This window comes from Peribacillus butanolivorans (genome assembly GCF_001273755.1).
Lineage (GTDB): Bacteria > Bacillota > Bacilli > Bacillales > DSM-1321 > Peribacillus > Peribacillus butanolivorans.
On sequence record NZ_LGYA01000001.1, the window covers coordinates 3,959,451 to 3,979,410 of the forward strand.

Here is a 19,960-nt window from a genome sequence, read left to right on the forward strand (position 1 = left end):
TTTTTGGATAAAGAATTGATGAAGGGAAGTATTGACCTCCTCCTGCTTTCACTTCTTTCACAAAAAGAGCTGTATGGCTATGAAATGACGAAGATTCTAAGGCAAATGAGCGAGGGGCAATACGAAATCAGTGAAGGCACCCTATACCCGGCTCTTAAGCGTCTAGAAAGAAAGGAATTTATAGAAGGGTATTGGAAAGAGTCCGAGTCCGGACGCAGGAAATATTATCGTATCACAGACAGCGGCCAAACCGAGCTTGAACGTAAACGCAGCAGCTTTACCTTCCTTGAAAATTTAGTTCGGAAAAGCGCAGAGGATTTCTGATGAAAACAGCATTTGAAAGGTATGTAAAAAAAATAGTCAACCAAACCGATTGTACCAAGGAAGAAAAAGAAGATATGTTTGAAGAACTGCTTCTCCATCTGGAGTTGAGCCGGGATGATTTAATAAAGCAGGGGAAGACCCCAAAAGAAGCCGAGAAAATGGCATTAATCCTTTTTGGCGACGAATGGGAAATCGGCAGTCAAATTCAGCAGGCCATTTTTCCATACCGAAAAGAGCTTATGCTGACTTTATCCATTGTTTCAATTCTTTTTACGTTTTCGGTGTATGCGCTGCAACTTTTCCAAGAAGGAGATGCTTACATCGGCTGGCTTCTTTTTTCGATACTGACTAGTGCAACTTTACTCTCTCTTACACTTAACCTCCTAGTCTCTATCAACCGGAAAATCATGGTCAACACCGTGTTAGTGACCCATGCCCTTGTCTATATATATGGATGGGGAATCGCGTCCGCCCTTGACTTTACATTATTTCCTTTATTCAGCCTGATTATGGCAGCGATTCTCCTACTATCCCTTTACCTCATTTACAAAACAGCCTTGGTTCTTCCAGGATATAGTGGAAAGAATTTAAAAAAAGCAAAACTCCTGCACATTTTCAATATTACACTCGGCATCCTGATTTTGTCAGTTACCTTATTTTTCTTATATGCTTTTTTAATCTTCTCAAGTGAAGTCCAGCCGTTTATGCTATTATTTTTCATCCCGACTGTCTTATGGATTTCGTTATATATCCTACAGATTAAACTGTTAAAAAAGAAGCCTACGGCATCAAATATATGTGCTGTTCTACAGGTATTACTTGTTCTAGCAATTATTTTTACGATGATGATACTCTACCGTTAAGGAGTCCTTCAAATGAAAAAGAAGCACATCTATCTCATTCTGACCACGCTTGCGATTGTGACTGTCCTGTTTGTCATCGCCGGCTTGGTCTTTAAAAAAGAAGAAAATGAAAAGCAGCAGGGCTTAACCAATCAATACGACGTATCCACTCAAGGTACAATTGCATACGTCACACACTTTAAGGGAAAGCCACAATTAAAACTCTATAATCCTACATTATCCGTTGAAGAAAAAGTCCTTGAATTGAGCAACGATGAACAAATCCTCGACCCGACTTATTCCTACAATGGAAATATGCTTGCCTTTATTGTAGCTAAAAAAAACCAAGAAGAAGATTCAACTAGTTCCATTCAGCTTCTTGATTTGAAATCACAGAAAATCAGTGAATTATTCAAAGCAGACTTCCTGATCACAGAACTCGATTTCACAAAAAGCGGCCGCTCTCTCTTTTATATTGGAGCCGGTTCGTTTAAAAACTATTCGCCGATCACGGGTCCCCGTCCTCACGATCTCGATATTTATGAATTTGATATAGAAAAAAAAGAGTCCACCCAACTGACCTCTTTTAAGAAATATGGTCTTAGTTCCCTAAATGTCACCACTGATGGAAAAGCCGCTTATTATCAAACCGATGATGATGCGGATGCTAAAACGGCTGATGAGATTTTCGAAACGCATCAACGGATTTTCAAAGTGAAATTTGACCAAACAGGTATCGAAACCGTCACAGACTCTAAACGTGATGTCGATATTTTTGATTTCACAATTACCCCGGATGAAAAAACGATGATTTTCCAGTCCATCTCCAACGAGCAATCAGGTAGTACCTATATTTATGAGCTTTATAGCTATGACCTCAAAACCAAGACCGAAAAGCAGCTGACCCATCTTCAAGAATACACAGATCGCCCAGTCATCAGCAGCGATACAAAAACGGTCTATTTTATGGTAGATAAGAAATTCGGCAAAAGCGATCCACAGTATCATCTATATAAAGTGGGGATTGATGGAGACAACCCGGAAGAAATTTTGTTACCTAATTAATAAGAAAGGCTTCCGACACCAATTATTGACGGTGCCGGAAGCTTTTTTTATGGGGTTACTCGTGAGTTTGGCTGGTTTACTCGTGAATTATCACGATTTACTCGTGAGTTTCTGGCTTACTCGTGAATTTTCACGATTTACTCGTAAGTTTGGCTGATTTACTCGTGAGTTTTCACGATTTACTCGTGAGTTTCTGGTTTACTCGTGAATTTTCACGATTTACTCGTGAGTTTCTGGCTTACTCGTGAATTTTCACGATTTACTCGTAAGTTTGGCTGATTTACTCGTGAGTTTTCACGATTTACTCGTGAGTTTCTGGTTTACTCGTGAATTTTCACGATTTACTCGTGAGTTTCTGGCTTACTCGTGAATTTTCACGATTTACTCGTAAGTTTGGCTGATTTACTCGTGAGTTTTCACGATTTACTCGTGAGTTTCTGGTTTACTCGTGAATTTTCACGATTTACTCGTGAGTTTCTGGCTTACTCGTGAATTTTCACGATTTACTCGTAAGTTTGGCTGATTTACTCGTGAGTTTTCACGATTTACTCGTGAGTTTCTGGTTTACTCGTGAATTTTCACGATTTACTCGTGAGTTTCTGGCTTACTCGTGAATTTTCACGATTTACTCGTAAGTTTGGCTGATTTACTCGTGAGTTTTCACGATTTACTCGTGAGTTTCTGGTTTACTCGTGAATTTTCACGATTTACTCGTGAGTTTGGCTGATTTACTCGTGAATTTTCACGATTTACTCGTGAGTTTCTGGTTTACTCGTGAGTTTTCACGATTTACTCGTGAGTTTGGCTGGTTTACTCGTGAGTTTTCACGATTTACTCGTGAGTTTTCACGATTTACTCGCGAACCTATAATTCACACAAAAAAAAAGAACCAAATTTGGTTCTTCCTTCTCGACTTATACAGATCGTTTCCTATTTATATTAATGTTTACGTTTCTCATGATTGTCTATTCCCTTATGCTTCCGATAATTGGCGCAGGAGAGCTTCATACAGTCTCCTTGGACATCCGGACCATATTTTTCACGAAAAGCTTCCAGGCAATAGCATCTATCTTCTTCCTTTTTTGGTCCATCCATTGAGTGCTTCCCTCCTACTATTTAACCGGAGATAACGCGCTTCTCCAGTCTTACATTGATTCGGCCCAACAGCGCGGCACCGATTGACTGAATGACTGTTTTAACAATGATTTGGCCAAAAATCGCAGCGGGGACGGCTTCCCATGGCAGAACGTTGGCACCCAGTGGGCTAAGTCCAATCACAACAAATATCACCGAATCGAAAAATCCTCCGACAATCCCGCTGTAAAATACTCTCCAACTCATCGGAAGTTTTAACCGGGTATATATTTCAGTATCAGCTGTTTCTGCCACCACGAACGATAGTGCGGAAGCAAACACAATTAATAGGGTATCTCCTAATAAAAATGATACGCACGCTGATAAAATTAGTGCCGTGACAATGCACACATACGTCTTCACTCTGCCAAATTTATTCTGAACTAGATCCCGAAAGATAAAGGTTCCCCCGATTAGTAATGTCCCCATCGGAATAATAAACACACCAAGCTGTAATGGTGCAAAAGCTGCTGTAACCACATTCGCGGTGACAATGGACACTAAATACAATATAATTCTTAACATTTCTTACATTCTCCTTATACAGAAAAAACAGCACCCTAAGAAAGAGCACTGTTCTTCTTAGTTTTTTTGAGAGGGTAGCTAGAACCTCTTCCGCATGAGCGGATTATCTTTTTCCTAATTTATCGTAGCTTGAAAACGAATGGAAATCAAGAAGTTTCCACATTACCTATTTCTAAAACGAATTCAGTAAATACTTTATTAATAATTAGACTTATGGCTGATGTTTCGAATTTTGTTACTACATATGTGAATTGGAGTAGATCCTGTTAAATCATTTTATTCTAATATTTGACAATTACAAAACACTGCTATATGATGTTATTAACCACTGGTCAATAACTATGGAGGTGATACTATGTCCCCAAGGAAATCAGAAGGAAAAGAATTATCTAAGGAAATGGTATTGAATGAAGCCCGGAAACTTTTTGCATCCGTTGGGTATTCAAAAGTTTCAATGCGGCAATTAGCTAAAACATTAGATTGTAGTCATGGCGCCATTTATTATCATTTTAAAAATAAGGCCGAAATATTTTATAGTTTGGTAAAAACGGATTTTTCTCTATTGAATAATAAAATAGATGATATCATCCTAACTGAAAATAATGCTTCTCAAAAAATAGAGAAGATATTACTATGCTTTATAGAGTTTGGGTTAACCCAGCAAAATCATTATGCAATCATGTTTTTATCTAAAGAAAAAGAAATTCAACATTTACTTCAACTTGATTCTAATAAAACATATGAAAAACTAATCAGTTCTCTGACTGACCTTACAGAAAATAAACTAAACCCCGCATCAATATGGTCTATTTTCCTTTCGCTCCACGGCTTTATAACTTTTTATATTAATACACAACTTTCATATCAGGATGTAAAAAGCTTAGCTAATTTTCACGTTAAAAATATTATGAAGAGTATTGAATAATTTTTTTCACATTCATTGACCAATGGTTAATAAAGAATAGGAGGCTTAAATATGGTGAAAAAATTAATACATTCTGAAGGGCTTATGGTTCTTATAGCGATAATTTATATCTATTCAATAAATGAATTTAGCTGGTGGATTTTCCTTTTATTACTATTAACACCTGACATTTCTATGTTAGCCTATCTAATCAATAATCAAATTGGTGCCAAGGTTTATAACTTGTTTCATACTTATACAATATCAATACTCGTCATTTTGCTAGCTGTTTCTCTAAGCCAGGATACAATTTTAATGGTAGGTTTAATTTGGACGGCTCATATTGGAATGGATCGTTTTTTAGGATATGGCCTTAAATACACAACGGCTTTCAAGGCTACACACATTCAAGAGGTATAATCAGTGGTATTTAGCTTATTGTCCGCATAAAAAAGCAGTGTGATTGATCTTGCGCATCACACTGCTTCTTCCTCTCTTACTTTACACTCCCCGCTTATTTCCCCATATATACGTATGCAGCTGCGGCAGCACTTTCACATTTCTAAGTTCATCATCAGCTATTACTTTATCAATTAGCTCTTCATATTTTTTCAAAAGTCCGCTAATCAGCTGTTGATCATTAGCCGTCCTGCTGTCATCATTGCCAACCTGCAAATAAAAAGGAATATCCGGGTACCGGAAATGTACGTTTTTGGCATACTGATAATCTTCATCATCAAAGACTACAACCTTCAACGAGACATGATTATCGGGATTTCGATTGGCAAGATTAGATATTATTCGATCAAGCACCTCAAAGTCCGTGTTCATCCTAGAACTCGGCGGCTTAGGTGAAATAGTCAGTTCATCAATATCGAGAAACCAATCCTGCCAACGGCTTCCCTGTGTTTCCACGCCGATTTTCATTCCATTATCTTTTAAAATTGCTATCAAGCCATCTAGATTTTTCAGCAGTGCTGGATTTCCACCTGATATTGTAACGAAGGAAAAGCCCTCACCGCCAATTCGCTTCAGCTCATTCCATATTTCTTCGGCAGTCATTTGATCTGTATCTTCCTTACCAGTGCCGTCCCAAGTAAACGCGGAATCACACCAGGCACAAGAATAATCGCATCCTGCCGTCCGAACAAACATGGTCTTTTGTCCGATGACCATGCCCTCCCCTTGGATTGTCGGACCGAAGATTTCCATAACAGGCAGCTTACTCACTTTCCATCCACTCCCGTCTAGCTTCAGCATAACTCGTCGGCGTTTCATATAGACGAACAAATTCGACTCTAGCACCCTCATAATTCTTGGTTAAAAGGGCTTCGGCCATTTTTTCATAAATCCAGACAACCATATTTTCAGCTGTTGTATTCATGAGCGGCAGTGTTTCATTCAAATAACGATGATCAAGGTGTATTTCAATCTCATTTTTCCAAATTTCTTTGATGTCACCAAAATCTATCATCAAACCGCGTGAATCCGTATATCCGCTCAATCCGAAAATGACCCTATACGTGTGGCCATGTAAGTTCTTGCATTTGCCTTCATAGTCATGAAGATGGTGAGCGGCATCAAAGGTGAATTCCTTGCTGACCATGACCCGCTTACTTGAGTAGTTTAATTGATTCCGCTGAATATCTTTATCTATTTTTTGAAGCTTATCCACGATAGTAAAACCGTACATTATTTAAGCACCTGCCGTCTGCTTACATAGTCATCCAGCCCTTTTTTCCGAAGCTTACATGCCGGACACTCACCACAGCCGTCGGATATAATCCCGTTATAACAAGTCAGAGTCTTCTCACGGACGAAATCAAACGCGCCAAGCTGATCCGCAAGCTCCCATGTTTCCTCTTTATTCAGCCACATAAGCGGCGTATCAATCACAAATGACTGGTCCATCGACAAATTCAAGGTCACGTTCAACGATTTAATGAATACATCGCGACAGTCTGGATATCCGCTGAAATCCGTCTCGCAGACACCAGTGACAATATGCTTAGCCCCAATTTGGCTTGCCAATACACCGGCAAACGAAAGGAACAGCAAATTCCGCCCTGGTACAAACGTTGACGGCAGTTCCCCGTCTTCTCCGTCCTCTACTGCGATATCACTTCGCGTTAACGCATTCGGCGCTAGTTGGTTCAACAGCGACATATCCAGAATATGATGGGTAATGCCCAGTTCCTTAGCAATCTTTTGCGCGCATTCGATTTCCAAGCTGTGCCGCTGATTATAATCAAACGTAACCGCTTCTACTTCCTCAAATCGCTCCATTGCCCAGAACAAACACGTCGTACTATCCTGTCCCCCGCTAAACACAACCACTGCCTTTTCCTTCTTCATCATTTCTATAAAACTCCTTTTTACGGAAAAAAACAGCACCCTAAGAATAGAGTACTGTTTCTCCTTAGTTTTTTTGAGAGGGTAGCTAGAACCTCTTCCGCCTAGCGGAATATTATATTTTTCCAAATTAATAGTAACTTGAATATGAAAAGAAATCAAGAAGTTTATATCAAACTGATTATTAGACGAAATGGTAAAGTTTGTTATACAACATATCTTCCTTTACCTCCTTAAATATCCTATTATTTTTCCGATAAAAAAGGGTAAACAAAAATATAGCAAAAGGGGTCCATTAACGTGAAAAGTATTAAAGGAAAGATATTGGTGGCATTTTCACTCATTATATCTTTGTGTATCATCTTAGGAGCATTTAATATCTATAGTAGCAATAAGTCACTTGTGCATTCCAAAGATATTATTAAACATGAATTGCCGGTTCTTATTGATGAAGAACAACTACTCAATAATCTTGCACAAAGAAGCGCATTCGCAAGAGGCTATATTCTATTTGGCGACGAAAGTAATAAAGAGAGGTTCTTAAAATATACCGAAGAAAGCAAAGTCATTCAGGAGGATCTTTTAGCCTTAAGTGATTCTGACAAAATGAAGGAATTGATTCAGAAAAGCGTGGATTGGAGAACGATTATTATTGACCGCGTATTTACACAATATGATCAAGGAAATGTAGAACGCGCTAAAGAAATACTAAAGGATGAAGTTGCACCAATAAGCAATGAATTGATGGATGGGTTTAGGGAGCTAGCTTCCGAACGCGAGAAATCGATTGTCGCTTCCGGAGAAATCGTCATCGCAAGTGGAGAATCAGTTAAAACGACTAGTATCATTATATCCATTGCCGCGGTCATCATAGGCCTTCTGCTTGCGCTTGTAACAGCCAATATTATTACAAAACCTCTCCTTAAAATTAGGGACAGAATGAAAGTAGTGGCGAATGGTGAGCTGAACCATGAACCTTTAGAGCAAAAGTCAAATGATGAAATTGGAGAATTAACGCTGTCCTCCAACCAGATGCAGAAAAACCTTAGTGATACTATCGAAAAAATGCTAGTTGTATCTGAATCCGTTTCGAACCAAAGCGAAGACTTAACTCAATCAGCAAATGAGGTCCAACAAGGCAGCAGACAGATTGCGACAACCATGTTCGAGCTATCGGAAGGTTCAGAGTCTCAAGCCAACCGAGCAGCTGATATGGTCCATATGATGGAAGAGTTCACCAGAAAGATCCAGCAGGCCTATTCTTGCGGGGAAGAAGTTTCCCAAAGCTCCACCGAGATTCTATCCTTGACCAAGGAAGGAATCATATTAATGCGCAACTCGGTCCAACAAATGAAAATGATTGATGAGATTGTCAAAAATGCTGTCGAACAAGTGAAAGGACTTGACTCACAATCAAAGGAAATCTCACAGCTTGTACAGGTCATCAAGGATATTTCCAATCAAACCAATTTATTGGCCTTAAATGCGGCTATAGAAGCTGCACGAGCCGGCGAACATGGAAAGGGCTTTGCCGTCGTTGCAGAAGAAGTACGAAAACTCGCAGAAGAGGTCACACATTCAGTTGGAGATATCACAAATATTGTCACAGCTATCCAAACTGGTTCAAAAACCGTCGTCCACTCTTTAGAAGATGGATACACACAGGTAGATGAAGGCACGAGACAGATTACCCTCACCGGCCAAACCTTTGAAACAATTAATAATTCGGTCGGGAACATGGGTACAAAAGTACAACATATTACAAATGACTTAAACTATATCACTACCAATAGTATAAAAATCAACCAAGCTATCGAAGACATCGCAGCCGTGTCTGAAGAGTCTGCGGCAGGTATTGAACAAGTCTCCGCCTCCGCCCAGCAATCCAGCTCTTCGATGGATGAAATCACTAATCATGCCCGTGAGCTCGCCTCTGCTGCTGAACAACTAACTGACCAGGTTAAAAAGTTCCAATTATGATACTAGCAATTTCCTGCGTGTTGCACGAGGGAAATTGCTTTTTTTGCTTTTCTTTCCTTTCCCCCCTCTACCTTCTATTTCCCTAATGTCTCTATAGATTGTGTTTCGTTTTCGTTAATTTAGGGAATATATTACTAAACACATTAATAAAAAACATATGGATCTAGGCACGTATCAAACAAACATTTTGATTTATTTTCAGAATATTTAGTGTATAATATATATAACTACAAGAATATTTTTTTACCACTAAAATTAATAGTATCATCTACTTCCACTTCACCTACTTACTGGCAAGTTCCAGTATCAAACGCTCATGATCCAAGCATCCCATTTTAACCAATTGCATAGGAACTTCTTCTCAAGAAGGTTCTTTAGTTATTATTCTTTCAAAAGTGAATAAAACACAACCAAATAACTAATAAAACGTACTTTTCTCTCCATTATTGTAAAAAAGGGTTAGGTTTCACCAAACCTATGTTACTATTAAACTAAGACCTTTTTAACCCCACAAGGAGGAATTCATATGAAACGTTTTTTCAAATTCATAGCAGAGTTTAACGAACGGAAAGCCCTAGAACGAGAAACGGACGAGTTCTTTCGCAAAGAATACGAAAATTATATGAAGATGAATTCTGAAAAACAAGGAAAAACGAGATTAGCTCCTAAGCTTTATGTTATTGATGGTGGTAAAAAGGACTCCAATCCTCAGATTTCTGACAGAAAGAAATCCAGTTAACCTTAATTATTCCAGAATCAGCTACTTTCGTCGTGGCTCCTTTCCCTCAAATTACGAATACTCCATAACTAGCGGAGATTTCTTACCCATTCTATTATTCTAAAAAATACAAACGGAAAGCTCAGATATCCTTCTGAGCTTTTTTTCTTTTCATTCTTCTATTAACACTATATTAATAGAAGAAACTAGGCATTTTTCCAAAAAAATTTGCTTGAATTTAGTTTATTTCATTTTAAAGAAAGAAGTCACACTATAGCCCCATGGGTATTTCCCATCTAAAAAACCGAAAATCATAAAAAAAAGAGGGGTGTTCTTTTACTCATCTTTGTTCATATTCAAAAGAGTCCAACTATTTGAGTCGATAGATGCAATCTCTTACATTGAATGACAAATGCATGATTATTGTTACGTAGAAGTCAAACAAATGGGTATAAACAATTATTAAACTGTAATAAACCTTACTTTCAGAAACAATTCATTATACAAATATAGCCATTAAGAATTGGGTTCAAATACTCACGAAACTATTTTGATGCTGTTCAAAATGAGTTTTTATTTACACTTTCCATATTTTAGTGTGAATAAGCCAAGGTTTTACTGGATTTTCACCCATATCTTTGTACTCATAAAACATTTAATCATTTAGATACTATTACACTTATATATACATTTATTTGTAAAATACGATAATAACTATATTGCGATAGAATTTTTGACCCTTGCCTATTAAGTTTAAAATCATGTAGTGTGTATTCAGTAATTCAATATTTGAAAAAAAGAGAGGTTAAAAAATGGCACCAATATTTATTTGTGCGATCTTTTTGCTTGGCTATGGCATTTTCGAACAAAAACGCCATCAGAAGCGTCTCGACTCCATCCCGGTACGTGTGAATGTGAATGGGATTCGAGGGAAATCGACTGTAACGCGTCTAATTACAGGTGTGATCCAGGAAGCTAAGTACAAAACAGTAGGTAAAACAACCGGAACATCAGCAAGAATGATCTATTGGTTTACGGACAAAGAAAAACCGATTAAACGCCGTCCAGAGGGACCGAATATCGGAGAGCAACGCCGTGTAGTTAAAGAAGTTGCCGATTTAGGAACAGAAGCACTAGTTTGTGAATGTATGGCTGTACAGCCTGACTATCAACTAATCTTCCAAAATAAAATGATTCAAGCCAACATCGGAGTTATCGTAAATGTACTAGAGGATCATATGGATGTCATGGGACCAACATTGGATGAGGTTGCACAAGCCTTTACAGCAACTATTCCCTATAATGGGCATTTAATAACCATCGAAAGTGAATATTTGGAATTTTTTAAACAAATTGCAAAGGAACGTAATTCGAAAGTAATTGTTGCTGATAATTCAAGAATTTCGGAAGACTTTTTACGCGAATTCGACTATATGGTATTCCCGGATAACGCATCCCTTGCTTTGGCCGTTGCAGAAGCATTGGGCATTGATGAAAAAACGGCTTTCCGTGGCATGTTAAATGCACATCCGGATCCAGGTGCCATGCGTATCACTAAATTCGGAGACCCAATTCAGCCATCTTTCTTTGTAAATGGCTTTGCCGCAAATGACGCGTCATCGACGTTAAACATCTGGGAACGTGTAAGTACGTTTGGATACAGCACAGAAGCCCCTATCGTCATCATGAACTGCCGTGCTGACCGTGTGGACCGTACAGAGCAGTTTGCAAGAGATGTATTGCCGTACATTAAATCTGAAATCGTCATTGCCATTGGTGAAACTACATCACCGATTACCCGGGTATTTGAGCAAGGTAAATTAGATACAAAAGAGTATTGGGATTTAGAAAACTGGTCAACAGAAGAAATCGTAGCCCGTCTCCGCCCATTAATGAAAAACCGAATCGTATACGGAGTCGGTAACATCCATGGTGCAGCAGAACCATTAATTGAAGCATTTATGAAATCTAAAACGAAGCAAAAAGCGAGTTAAGTAGGAGGAACCTTAATGTTTGGATCGGATTTATATGTAGCCCTAGTACTAGGGGTAACGCTTAGCCTTATTTTTTCAGAAAAAACGGGTGTCGTACCCGCAGGACTTATTGTGCCAGGTTATTTGGCATTAGTATTTGATCAATGGGAAATCATGCTGGTCATCTTGATCATTAGTGTAGTAACTTATTTAATCGTCACTCACGGCCTTTCAAGATGGGTGATTTTATATGGAAGAAGAAAATTTGCAGCTATGATGGTAACCGGAATTTGTTTAAAGCTCCTATTAGATTTCGTCTACCCTGTCATGCCATTTGAAATTTTCGAGTTTCGAGGAATCGGTATAATCGTACCAGGTTTAATAGCGAATACCATTCAAAGACAAGGAATGCCATTAACACTTGGCAGCACACTTCTATTATCCGGTTTAACTTTCGGCTTAATGAACGTGTACTACCTATTCTGAGGTGCATAAAATGAAACGAACTTTAAATGCAAAAGAAAAAACACTTATTTTTATTAAACATACGAAAACAAAGAATCTTAAGTATGCTGGAATCATTCTCCCTATTTTACTTATAGCATTAGTCATTACCACTTGGATGGGACGGGCTGAAGAAGTGAACACAGTCGCTTCAAAATCGGATCAAACATTAACGATGACAATGGTCGGTGATGTGATGATGGGACGATATGTTGAAAAAGTGACAGATAAACACGGGTATGATTACCTCTTCCGTTACATGAAGCCCTATTTTACTGCTTCAGATTATGTTAGCGGAAACTATGAACACCCTGCTTTAAAAGAAGATGTATCTAAATACAAAGAAGCAGACACAGCGATTCGATTAAACTCACATCAAAGTGGTGTAGAAGCTGTAAAAAATGCTGGCTTCTCTGTAATGACCCTAGCCAACAACCATATGATGGACTTTGAAGAACAAGGCCTGCTTGACACAATTGATGACTTCAAAAGTGCGGATATGGATTACGTCGGTGTTGGATCAAATACTACAGATGCTAAAGCAAGTATCAATTATTCAGATGTTAATGGCGTACGTGTGGCTACTCTTGGCTTCACCGATGTTTATGGCAAGGATGCAGTATCCAAAAATAATCAAGCTGGTTTATTAAACTCTAATCCGGATTTATTATTTGAAATGATTGGTAAAGCTAGAGATGCTAAGCAAGGAAACGCAGACTTAGTTGTGGTAAATATGCACTGGGGACAAGAATACTCTACATCTGCTACATCACGTCAAACAGAATTGGCTAAAGCAGTCATTGATGCTGGTGCGGACGTTATCATCGGTCATCACCCCCATGTCCTTCAATCGTTTGATGTATATAATGACGGAATTATCTTTTATAGTTTAGGAAACTTTGTATTTGACCAAGGTTGGACACGCACAAAAGATTCAGCCATGGTTCAATACCATTTAGCAGAAGACGGACAAGCTACCATTGATGTCGTTCCCCTGCAAATTGAGGAAGCAACACCAAGACCAGCTACCTCTTCGATCGACCAATCACGAGTTTACCGTCAGTTGACGAAGGAAACTAGTGAAAAAGTTCAATGGTCTAAAAAAGAGAATCATATTGAGATTACCATGAATCATAAGAAGGTAATCGACCATAAGACACAACGTGAACAAGAAGAAAAAGTAGCGCAAGAAAAGAAAGCTGCACAACAAAAGAAAGCTGCGCAAGCAGAGAAAACTGCTGTACAACAAGATATCCAACCAATACAGTAAACAACTATGAACAAACACGTGAATAAGAATCTTATTAGAGACGCACGACTTAGATGCTCACCGAAAAGAGGGGATCAATTAGTGATTAATCGTATGACGAGGAAAGTACTTCTTTCCCTATGTTTGCTTATATATTTAGCAGGATGTTCGGAGCCATCCCCTCTTTCTGACACGAATAAACCGATAGACAGTAAGTCAGCCAATCAATCGTATGGAGTTAGTTCTTCCAGCCCTTTCGCAATAGATGTTGGAATGGAGATTTTGGATAACGGCGGAACAGCTGCAGATGCCGCTATTGCCGTATCTTATGTATTAGGTGTAGTCGAACCTTATGGATCTGGAATTGGTGGCGGCGGCGGTATGCTGATTGTACCCGAATCCGAAGATCCCAATTTTATCGATTACCGTGAAACGTCACCTGAAGACCCAAGTTCAAAACACAATACGGGCATTCCTGGCTTAGTAGCCGGCATGCAGGTTGTTCACGATAAGTATGGAAGCGTACCGATGGAAGATCTTCTTCAGCCGGCGATTGACCTGGCTGGAGAAGGATTTACAGTTGATGAAACGTTAACATCACGATTAATTGCATCCCAATTCAGAGTTTTTTCTGAAGATACTCAAATATTTTATCCTGATGGTGAGGCCATTAAACCAGGCAAAACTCTTACTCAAAAAAAGCTTGCTGAAACATTGAAACTTATTCAGCAGAAAGGCCCTGATGGTTTTTATAAACAGGACATCGCACGAGATATTAAAAGAAAAACAGACATCGACTTGATGGATTTAAAGCACTATGAGGTTAAAGAGCGAAAGCCGGTTCAAGGAACATTTGCCGGGTACGACATTTTGTCAGCCCCTCCTCCCTTTTCTGGAATTACAGTTCTTGAAATGTTAATGCTTGCTGAGAAAACAAACCTTGGTGATTCTTCCGGCAAATCAGATTACATGAAGAAGCTAGGGGCCATCACAAACATTGCCTATCAAGACCGAGTTTCTCATACTGGGGATGGAATCAGTGCCTCTAAGGCTGAACAACTTCTATCCCCCATTCACCTAAACAATCTGGAAAATAAGATCCAAGAGGGAGAATGGAAAAATATAGAGTCTGGAGATTCCGAAGAACATGAAAGTACGACTCACTTTGTGATTATGGACAAATATGGTACTGTCGTTTCTGCAACAAATACGCTCAGTAACTTTTTCGGTTCAGGTGATTATACGAATGGTTTCTTCCTTAACGATCAATTGAAAAATTTCCGATCCGGTTTGAATTCTCAAAATGCGTATAAACGGTCAAGAACCTTTACAGCACCAACAGTTCTCAAAAAACCTGGCGAAGAAACGATTGGCATCGGTTCACCAGGTGGTGACAGAATACCTCAAGTACTGATGCAAGTCCTTTATTCATATACACAGAATAAAGGCTCATTTCAGGATATTATTGACCGCTATCGGTTCGTCTTTGATGGAAAGACCATCTATACGGAATCTCGGCTTTCAAATGAAATAATCTCATCATTAGAAGATTCAGGGTATAACGTCGTTCAAAAGGTTTCCCCCATGTATTATGGCGGAGTTCAAGTTCTAGTTAAAAACGAGCAGAACGGCCGGTTATCCGGAGCTGGAGATCAAAGAAGAAATGGTAGCTGGAAAGCACAGCAATAAAAAGAGCATCCAGCGTACCAGTTCATCTTTAAACATATAAATTTTTAAAGATCTATAAGGGGACGAGAATATGAATATTGTAAAAAAAGTAGCAAGCTGGGTTATCCCTGTTATTCTTATAGCAGGCCTGCTTGTAACTATGAATACGTTTAAACGGTCGGAAACATTAACACCGGATGAGCAAAAGAAAATAGAACAATATACTAATTTCCAAGAATAAAAAAAGCCAGGGTTCCCCCCTGCTTTTTTTATTTTTGATTTCAAGGGGTAATAATCTAATCTACAAATTGGGAGAGGAAATCATGCTGAAAAATAGCTATACAAATTTTGCTGAACTGCAACAGAAAGAACAAGAAAAAATTGATTACAGCATCACCGCTTATTACAGAAATCCTGATATAGCAGTCCTAGCCATACATGGAGGAAATATCGAACCAGGCACAAGCGAAATTGCTGTAGCTCTTGGAGAAAAACTGAATGCTAGCACCTATCTATTTGAAGGTCTGAAAAAAAGAAATAACCAAATCCTCCATATAACATCCAACTTATTCGATGAACCAATCGGTGTTAGAATAGCATCTAACGCAATGACCAATCTCTCCATCCATGGTCATTATGACATTCATAATGCGCTAGTCTATATTGGCGGGAGAGATGAAGCCTACAAGAGATTGATTGAACATTCCCTAAATTCAGCCGGATTTCAAACGGATGACGCACCTAGGCACCTTTCAGGCATGGGTGAAAGGAACCTCACAAACTTATGTAAAACTGGGAAAGGCGTTCAATTAGAGCTCTCGACTAAACTACGAAAAAATTTTTTCAAAGAAGATAACTTCACTAGAAAAAACAGAAAAAACCAATCGGAACTTTTGAATCGATTTGTCAACGCATTAGAAAAGGCGACTATAAGTTATAAACAAAACTTTTATTCATAACATTTTTTAAATGTAAAATTAATTCAAAAAAAGACTACCCAGAAACATCTAAGTTAGTCTTGTGATCACTCGTATATATCATTAGTTCATAAGGTTTTCGACTTGACCAAAGCTTTCGAACTTCTCCGCAAAATAAGCTGACTCAAGATTGGATATATGAACACCAGCGTTTTCTGTTGTATTGATAAAACGGCCATCCCCTAGGTATATGCCTACGTGGGTCACGCCTAGTCTTGTGCCTGTATCCCTAAAAAACACTAAATCCCCTGCCTTTGGATTTTCGATTTTCGGCAGCAAGGAAAAGTAGTCCTCTGCTGAACCGCGTTTTACTGAAAGGCCCTGCTCCTTCATGACCCAATAGATGAAACCGCTGCAATCCATTCCAATCATTGGATCATCTTCTCCGAAAACATAGGTAAATCCACGTAGAGTGTAGGCATACTTAATGACATCATAAGCTTTATCATAGGAAGCCTCTTGATTTTCATAAAACGGATACAAAGTATTGCTGTATACTTGAAGATACTGCCCCTGCATCAAGCTATCAGTTGGTAAAGCGTTACGCTTTTTGATTGTCTTAATCGAAATACCGTAATTAACCGATATGCTATTAAGTGTTTCCCCATTTTGGACGATATGCTCTCCCTTAGGTGTATACGTTTTATACACGGCTTGGTATTTTGCAAAATATTCTTCTGTGGTCGATCTCACCTGAACTGTTTCTGCTCCATATCCAGAATTGACAAACTGATCTTTCCCCAAATAGATACCAGCGGTCACGACTTTTGAACTGCCTCTTTCTAGAAAAAATATAATGTCTCCATCCTTAGGTGTATCTGTATCCATTCCTTGCTTATAATAACCTTCTACTGTCAAACGGTCGATGGGCACATTTTGTTGGGAGAGTACCCAATGAATCAATCCGCTAGAGTCAAACCCTTTTTTAGGCGTCTCTTCTCCAGCTGTTTTTTTAAATCCTGTAAAGGTTTTCGCGTAGTTTGCAATTTGTTTTCGTCTCTCCACCCATTGATAAATTGAAGGGGTATAAACCGTTTTAATGATTCGTAACTTCTGCCCCGCATATAACTTACCATCCGGTAAACCATTCGTCTTCATTAATTGCTCTTCCGACATATCATAAGTCAATGCAATCGATTCTACCGTGTCTGTAGAGGATACAGTATGAACTCGATCAGCCGCTTCAACTTTTACACCAGGGGAAAAAGTAAAACTAAACATGACTAGTAATAAAAGCAAAATACTTCCTAATGTTCTTTTACCCATTTTAACCCTTCCTTTATAACCAGAAATATTTATTAAAACATGCAGTCATCTAGTCAAAACACTTGATTACAAAGATGTTTTTTTAAAATAAATCAGGTATATATATAACTTTTATCTCAATACCTTATTCAACATTACAACTTAATACTCACCCTATTTTATAATATCGGTAATTAGCCTATGCCTTTTATCCTGTTATCAATAAATATATATTTGTTTAGTTTTTTAACAAATTCCCACACCATTAATAGTTTTTTATACTCATATCACATGATAATAAATCAACATCCAGTCGATTTTTAATTAAACATAAAAAAGGAGCCTCTTCTTCTGAAATTCAAGAGACCCCTTCTCTTACCTTATCAGAACACTTCTTATGAAAAACGGATATAATTTAATGGGGAGGGATTTAGTTGAACAAAAATTCATTAAAACAAAAGGCTATCGAAATAGGGAAGGTACATAGTGGATATACATTAGAAATTGAAGATTTTCATAAAAAAAGTGGGACATTGATGTTCGCCTGGAAATCAGCTTGCGGATATAAGGAGATAATCGTAGAGCTGGATGTATTCGGCAATCTGCTAGATTTTCATCTTGATAAGGAGTCTGTATCTAAAGTGGTATTAGCGGAAAAATCACTTCATGAGAGGGCCTTACAATATGTCATGGTCTACTATCCCGAAGCACTGGATAATTTTATCCTGGAAAAAATAAGCGTGAACAATGATAAGAAATCTATGCAATTTACCTATGTTCAGCAGCAATTAAATTTACCGCTTCCTCGTACTGGATTTTTCGTGGAAACTGCTCTAGACGGCGAGGTTATCCACTTCCATTATTATGGAGCTGTAAAAGAAATCACCCTGCCAGAAAACCTTCTTGCTAAAGAGCTAGTGATGGAAAAATGCCTGAAAGATCTCGATATGAAGCTTTCTATTACTATGATTAACTCGGATGTCCATGAAAACGGCAAGGACTTGCCTCGTCTAGTATATGAACCGGTTCTCCCCTTTTATAGCCACCCTGCCAACCCTTCATCTGTAAAGAAAAGGGATGAACAAGTGGATGAAAATGAAGAGAACTCATTAGTACTCCCGCTTCCTCAACAGGAAATGCCATTACCTGATATTAATAAAGCTATCGGTTTTGACCTCGATGCCTATACGAAAGTACGGGAAGTCGATTTAGGTGATGAACTTGTTACAGTTTGGAGACAGGGAGAACCGCCAGAAGTTCAAGATTTAAGTGTAGACAGCTATTTCATTACTCAGAATGACCAGGCCTTCAAAATCAAGACAAACAAAGAAACTGGCATGGTATCATCGTTTGCCAATTTCGAAGACACGAGGGGCCCCCTGTCCTTATCCATCACAGAATGTAAAAAAATCGCCAGCCAATTTCTTTACAAGTTGTATCCTGATGCTAACCGTTACTTTTATATTAATGAGGTTATATCGGATACAGAGAATCATAAGGTCGCTTTTCACTTTACGCTGAAATATGAAGGAATACCTTTTGGGCTCGCTTATCTATCAGTTAATGAAACAACCGGTAACATTGATTCCTTCTTCGGACCTGATCTTGATCCACTTACCCTGTCGCAACTCCAAACGCTGCCTGCAATTTCCCCTGAACAGGCCAAGAAACTATTCATTTCGGCTTTCGAGCTCGAACTGCTCTGGGATATTAACTACAAAGAGAACAGCGATGAATATTATGAACTTGTCTATAAACAATCCTCTAGGAGAATATCATACATTGAAGCACAGACTGGTGAAATCATATGGGCGAAGTTACATTAGAGACATTCCATATCCAAAGATATCACTACTAACGCATTTATTTAAAAATTTCAAAGGTGTAAAAAATGCATACCACTTATTGAATTATTGTCATGAATTCAAATTTTTTAAGAGGTTCTAAAAATCGGTTGAGTAAAGAGTAAATGGTATCGATTGTAATGTTTATCATGATAAAGTGAGCCTAATGTATTGGAGTGAACATCTTGATAACAATAACAGTTAAAGCCCAGGAAGTAATTAAAGGCATGCAGCAAAGTATGGAAGAGGAAACATTTTTGAGATTTGGTGTAAGAAGAGCATGTTGTAATCAGATGAACTATTCATTAAGTTTGACAAGATTTAAAACAGAACAAGAAGAAGAACTAGTTTTACATGGTATTAAAATTTTAATCGATCCATCTGATGCCCGATTTACGGATCAAACAGAAATTGATTATGAAGGTGATGGTTTTTTGATAAATAACCCTAATCCGTTAGTTTCACCATTAATCTATTAGAAGAAAAAGGGGGAACCACATTTGTAGCTTCCCCCTTTTCTCTAAATCTATGTCACTACCCTGAGTAAATCTATGCACATGTAACATCGGAAAATATAGAAACTGTTGTCCATTAAATAACACAAGAATATCTGAACTTAGATCTGTAAAAATTCCTCTATAAGATTTACTTCCTGA

At 38.3% G+C, this 19,960-nt stretch carries 21 protein-coding genes and 2 riboswitches; of the genes, 15 read left to right on the forward strand and 6 right to left on the reverse strand.

Annotation, left to right across the window (positions count from 1 at the left end; translation table 11 throughout):
- Positions 1–3: 3 nt before the first annotated feature.
- The 3 genes from AKG34_RS18280 to AKG34_RS18290 are packed head-to-tail and all read left to right on the forward strand — an operon-like array spanning position 4 to position 2,231.
- Positions 4–324 carry a PadR family transcriptional regulator gene (locus tag AKG34_RS18280; RefSeq protein WP_053347404.1) on the forward strand — a complete coding sequence of 107 codons (321 nt, stop codon included), beginning with the start codon at positions 4–6 and terminating at the stop codon, positions 322–324.
- Entirely contained in the window at positions 324–1,187 is an 864-nt protein-coding gene (locus tag AKG34_RS18285) for a permease prefix domain 1-containing protein (RefSeq protein WP_053347405.1), read from the forward strand. The genes AKG34_RS18280 and AKG34_RS18285 overlap by 1 nt, the downstream gene beginning before the upstream one ends.
- 12 nt (positions 1,188–1,199) lie before the next feature.
- Positions 1,200–2,231 (forward strand): TolB family protein, encoded by a 1,032-nt coding sequence (locus AKG34_RS18290; protein ID WP_053347406.1) that lies wholly within the window; start codon positions 1,200–1,202, stop codon positions 2,229–2,231.
- A gap of 939 nt (positions 2,232–3,170) precedes the next feature.
- Here AKG34_RS18290 and AKG34_RS28075 read toward each other — a convergent pair.
- Positions 3,171–3,326: a hypothetical protein gene (locus AKG34_RS28075; RefSeq protein WP_161804952.1), complete on the reverse strand. Its 156-nt coding sequence runs from the start codon at positions 3,324–3,326 to the stop codon at positions 3,171–3,173.
- A gap of 21 nt (positions 3,327–3,347) precedes the next feature.
- Positions 3,348–3,890: a VUT family protein gene (locus AKG34_RS18295; protein ID WP_053347407.1), complete on the reverse strand. Its 543-nt coding sequence runs from the start codon at positions 3,888–3,890 to the stop codon at positions 3,348–3,350.
- Positions 3,891–3,941: 51 nt separating this feature from the next.
- Positions 3,942–3,984: riboswitch (PreQ1 riboswitch) on the reverse strand.
- Positions 3,985–4,245: 261 nt separating this feature from the next.
- Between AKG34_RS18295 and AKG34_RS18300 the strand changes: the two genes are divergently transcribed.
- Complete coding sequence (locus tag AKG34_RS18300; RefSeq protein ID WP_053347408.1) at positions 4,246–4,815, forward strand: TetR/AcrR family transcriptional regulator; 570 nt, start codon at positions 4,246–4,248, stop codon at positions 4,813–4,815.
- Between the two features lie 51 nt (positions 4,816–4,866).
- Positions 4,867–5,214 carry a DUF4260 domain-containing protein gene (locus tag AKG34_RS18305; protein ID WP_053347409.1) on the forward strand — a complete coding sequence of 116 codons (348 nt, stop codon included), beginning with the start codon at positions 4,867–4,869 and terminating at the stop codon, positions 5,212–5,214.
- Positions 5,215–5,295: 81 nt separating this feature from the next.
- On the opposite strand, the gene queE is transcribed toward AKG34_RS18305, so the two are convergent.
- Genes queE through queC form a run of 3 tightly spaced genes read right to left on the reverse strand, consistent with a single transcriptional unit; the run spans position 5,296 to position 7,149 of the window.
- The gene (gene queE, locus AKG34_RS18310; RefSeq protein WP_053347410.1) at positions 5,296–6,024 is read right to left on the reverse strand and encodes a 7-carboxy-7-deazaguanine synthase QueE; all 729 of its coding nucleotides are present in this window, start codon (positions 6,022–6,024) and stop codon (positions 5,296–5,298) included.
- The gene (gene queD, locus AKG34_RS18315; protein WP_053347411.1) at positions 6,017–6,487 is read right to left on the reverse strand and encodes a 6-carboxytetrahydropterin synthase QueD; all 471 of its coding nucleotides are present in this window, start codon (positions 6,485–6,487) and stop codon (positions 6,017–6,019) included. Before queD ends, queE begins: the two co-directional genes overlap by 8 nt.
- A complete protein-coding gene (gene queC, locus AKG34_RS18320; RefSeq protein ID WP_053348157.1) occupies positions 6,487–7,149 on the reverse strand; it encodes a 7-cyano-7-deazaguanine synthase QueC in 663 nt (220 codons plus the stop codon). The genes queD and queC overlap by 1 nt, the downstream gene beginning before the upstream one ends.
- Before the next feature lie 58 nt (positions 7,150–7,207).
- Positions 7,208–7,250, reverse strand: a riboswitch (PreQ1 riboswitch).
- 196 nt (positions 7,251–7,446) lie between these two features.
- Here queC and AKG34_RS18325 point away from each other — a divergent pair.
- The 8 genes from AKG34_RS18325 to AKG34_RS18355 all read left to right on the forward strand — a co-directional run bounded on the left by AKG34_RS18325 (position 7,447) and on the right by AKG34_RS18355 (position 16,197).
- On the forward strand, positions 7,447–9,126 hold the full coding sequence (locus AKG34_RS18325) for a methyl-accepting chemotaxis protein (RefSeq protein ID WP_053347412.1): 1,680 nt from the start codon (positions 7,447–7,449) through the stop codon (positions 9,124–9,126).
- Positions 9,127–9,652: 526 nt separating this feature from the next.
- A complete protein-coding gene (locus AKG34_RS18330) occupies positions 9,653–9,865 on the forward strand; it encodes a hypothetical protein (RefSeq protein WP_053347413.1) in 213 nt (70 codons plus the stop codon).
- Between the two features lie 791 nt (positions 9,866–10,656).
- Positions 10,657–11,838, forward strand: a complete 1,182-nt coding sequence (gene pgsB, locus AKG34_RS18335) for a poly-gamma-glutamate synthase PgsB (RefSeq protein ID WP_053347414.1) — start codon at positions 10,657–10,659, stop codon at positions 11,836–11,838.
- A 15-nt stretch (positions 11,839–11,853) separates the two neighbouring features.
- Positions 11,854–12,303, forward strand: a complete 450-nt coding sequence (gene pgsC, locus AKG34_RS18340; protein WP_053347415.1) for a poly-gamma-glutamate biosynthesis protein PgsC — start codon at positions 11,854–11,856, stop codon at positions 12,301–12,303.
- A 10-nt stretch (positions 12,304–12,313) separates the two neighbouring features.
- Positions 12,314–13,591 carry a CapA family protein gene (locus tag AKG34_RS18345; RefSeq protein ID WP_053347416.1) on the forward strand — a complete coding sequence of 426 codons (1,278 nt, stop codon included), beginning with the start codon at positions 12,314–12,316 and terminating at the stop codon, positions 13,589–13,591.
- An 81-nt stretch (positions 13,592–13,672) separates the two neighbouring features.
- The gene (locus AKG34_RS18350) at positions 13,673–15,259 is read left to right on the forward strand and encodes a gamma-glutamyltransferase family protein (RefSeq protein WP_330219158.1); all 1,587 of its coding nucleotides are present in this window, start codon (positions 13,673–13,675) and stop codon (positions 15,257–15,259) included.
- Between the two features lie 70 nt (positions 15,260–15,329).
- Positions 15,330–15,479, forward strand: coding sequence for a CapE family protein (locus AKG34_RS28080; protein ID WP_169787510.1), 150 nt, complete (start codon positions 15,330–15,332; stop codon positions 15,477–15,479).
- An 82-nt stretch (positions 15,480–15,561) separates the two neighbouring features.
- Positions 15,562–16,197, forward strand: a complete 636-nt coding sequence (locus tag AKG34_RS18355) for a poly-gamma-glutamate hydrolase family protein (protein WP_053347417.1) — start codon at positions 15,562–15,564, stop codon at positions 16,195–16,197.
- 81 nt (positions 16,198–16,278) lie between these two features.
- Here AKG34_RS18355 and AKG34_RS18360 read toward each other — a convergent pair whose 3' ends face one another.
- Positions 16,279–17,481: a C40 family peptidase gene (locus AKG34_RS18360; RefSeq protein WP_053347418.1), complete on the reverse strand. Its 1,203-nt coding sequence runs from the start codon at positions 17,479–17,481 to the stop codon at positions 16,279–16,281.
- A gap of 413 nt (positions 17,482–17,894) precedes the next feature.
- Here AKG34_RS18360 and AKG34_RS18365 point away from each other — a divergent pair, with 413 nt between their 5' ends.
- Positions 17,895–19,286 (forward strand): YcdB/YcdC domain-containing protein, encoded by a 1,392-nt coding sequence (locus AKG34_RS18365; protein WP_053347419.1) that lies wholly within the window; start codon positions 17,895–17,897, stop codon positions 19,284–19,286.
- A 203-nt stretch (positions 19,287–19,489) separates the two neighbouring features.
- On the forward strand, positions 19,490–19,783 hold the full coding sequence (locus tag AKG34_RS18370; RefSeq protein WP_053347420.1) for a HesB/IscA family protein: 294 nt from the start codon (positions 19,490–19,492) through the stop codon (positions 19,781–19,783).
- Positions 19,784–19,960: the final 177 nt, after the last annotated feature.

Coding starts and splice junctions, on each gene's coding strand:
- AKG34_RS18285 (WP_053347405.1), top strand. CDS start 324: ATGAAAACAGCATTTGAAAGGTATGTAAAAAAAATAGTCAACCAAACC.
- AKG34_RS18290 (WP_053347406.1), top strand. CDS start 1,200: ATGAAAAAGAAGCACATCTATCTCATTCTGACCACGCTTGCGATTGTG.
- AKG34_RS28075 (WP_161804952.1), bottom strand. CDS start 3,326: ATGGATGGACCAAAAAAGGAAGAAGATAGATGCTATTGCCTGGAAGCT.
- AKG34_RS18295 (WP_053347407.1), bottom strand. CDS start 3,890: ATGTTAAGAATTATATTGTATTTAGTGTCCATTGTCACCGCGAATGTG.
- AKG34_RS18300 (WP_053347408.1), top strand. CDS start 4,246: ATGTCCCCAAGGAAATCAGAAGGAAAAGAATTATCTAAGGAAATGGTA.
- AKG34_RS18305 (WP_053347409.1), top strand. CDS start 4,867: ATGGTGAAAAAATTAATACATTCTGAAGGGCTTATGGTTCTTATAGCG.
- queD (WP_053347411.1), bottom strand. CDS start 6,487: ATGTACGGTTTTACTATCGTGGATAAGCTTCAAAAAATAGATAAAGAT.
- queC (WP_053348157.1), bottom strand. CDS start 7,149: ATGAAGAAGGAAAAGGCAGTGGTTGTGTTTAGCGGGGGACAGGATAGT.
- AKG34_RS18330 (WP_053347413.1), top strand. CDS start 9,653: ATGAAACGTTTTTTCAAATTCATAGCAGAGTTTAACGAACGGAAAGCC.
- pgsB (WP_053347414.1), top strand. CDS start 10,657: ATGGCACCAATATTTATTTGTGCGATCTTTTTGCTTGGCTATGGCATT.
- pgsC (WP_053347415.1), top strand. CDS start 11,854: ATGTTTGGATCGGATTTATATGTAGCCCTAGTACTAGGGGTAACGCTT.
- AKG34_RS18345 (WP_053347416.1), top strand. CDS start 12,314: ATGAAACGAACTTTAAATGCAAAAGAAAAAACACTTATTTTTATTAAA.
- AKG34_RS28080 (WP_169787510.1), top strand. CDS start 15,330: ATGAATATTGTAAAAAAAGTAGCAAGCTGGGTTATCCCTGTTATTCTT.
- AKG34_RS18355 (WP_053347417.1), top strand. CDS start 15,562: ATGCTGAAAAATAGCTATACAAATTTTGCTGAACTGCAACAGAAAGAA.
- AKG34_RS18360 (WP_053347418.1), bottom strand. CDS start 17,481: ATGGGTAAAAGAACATTAGGAAGTATTTTGCTTTTATTACTAGTCATG.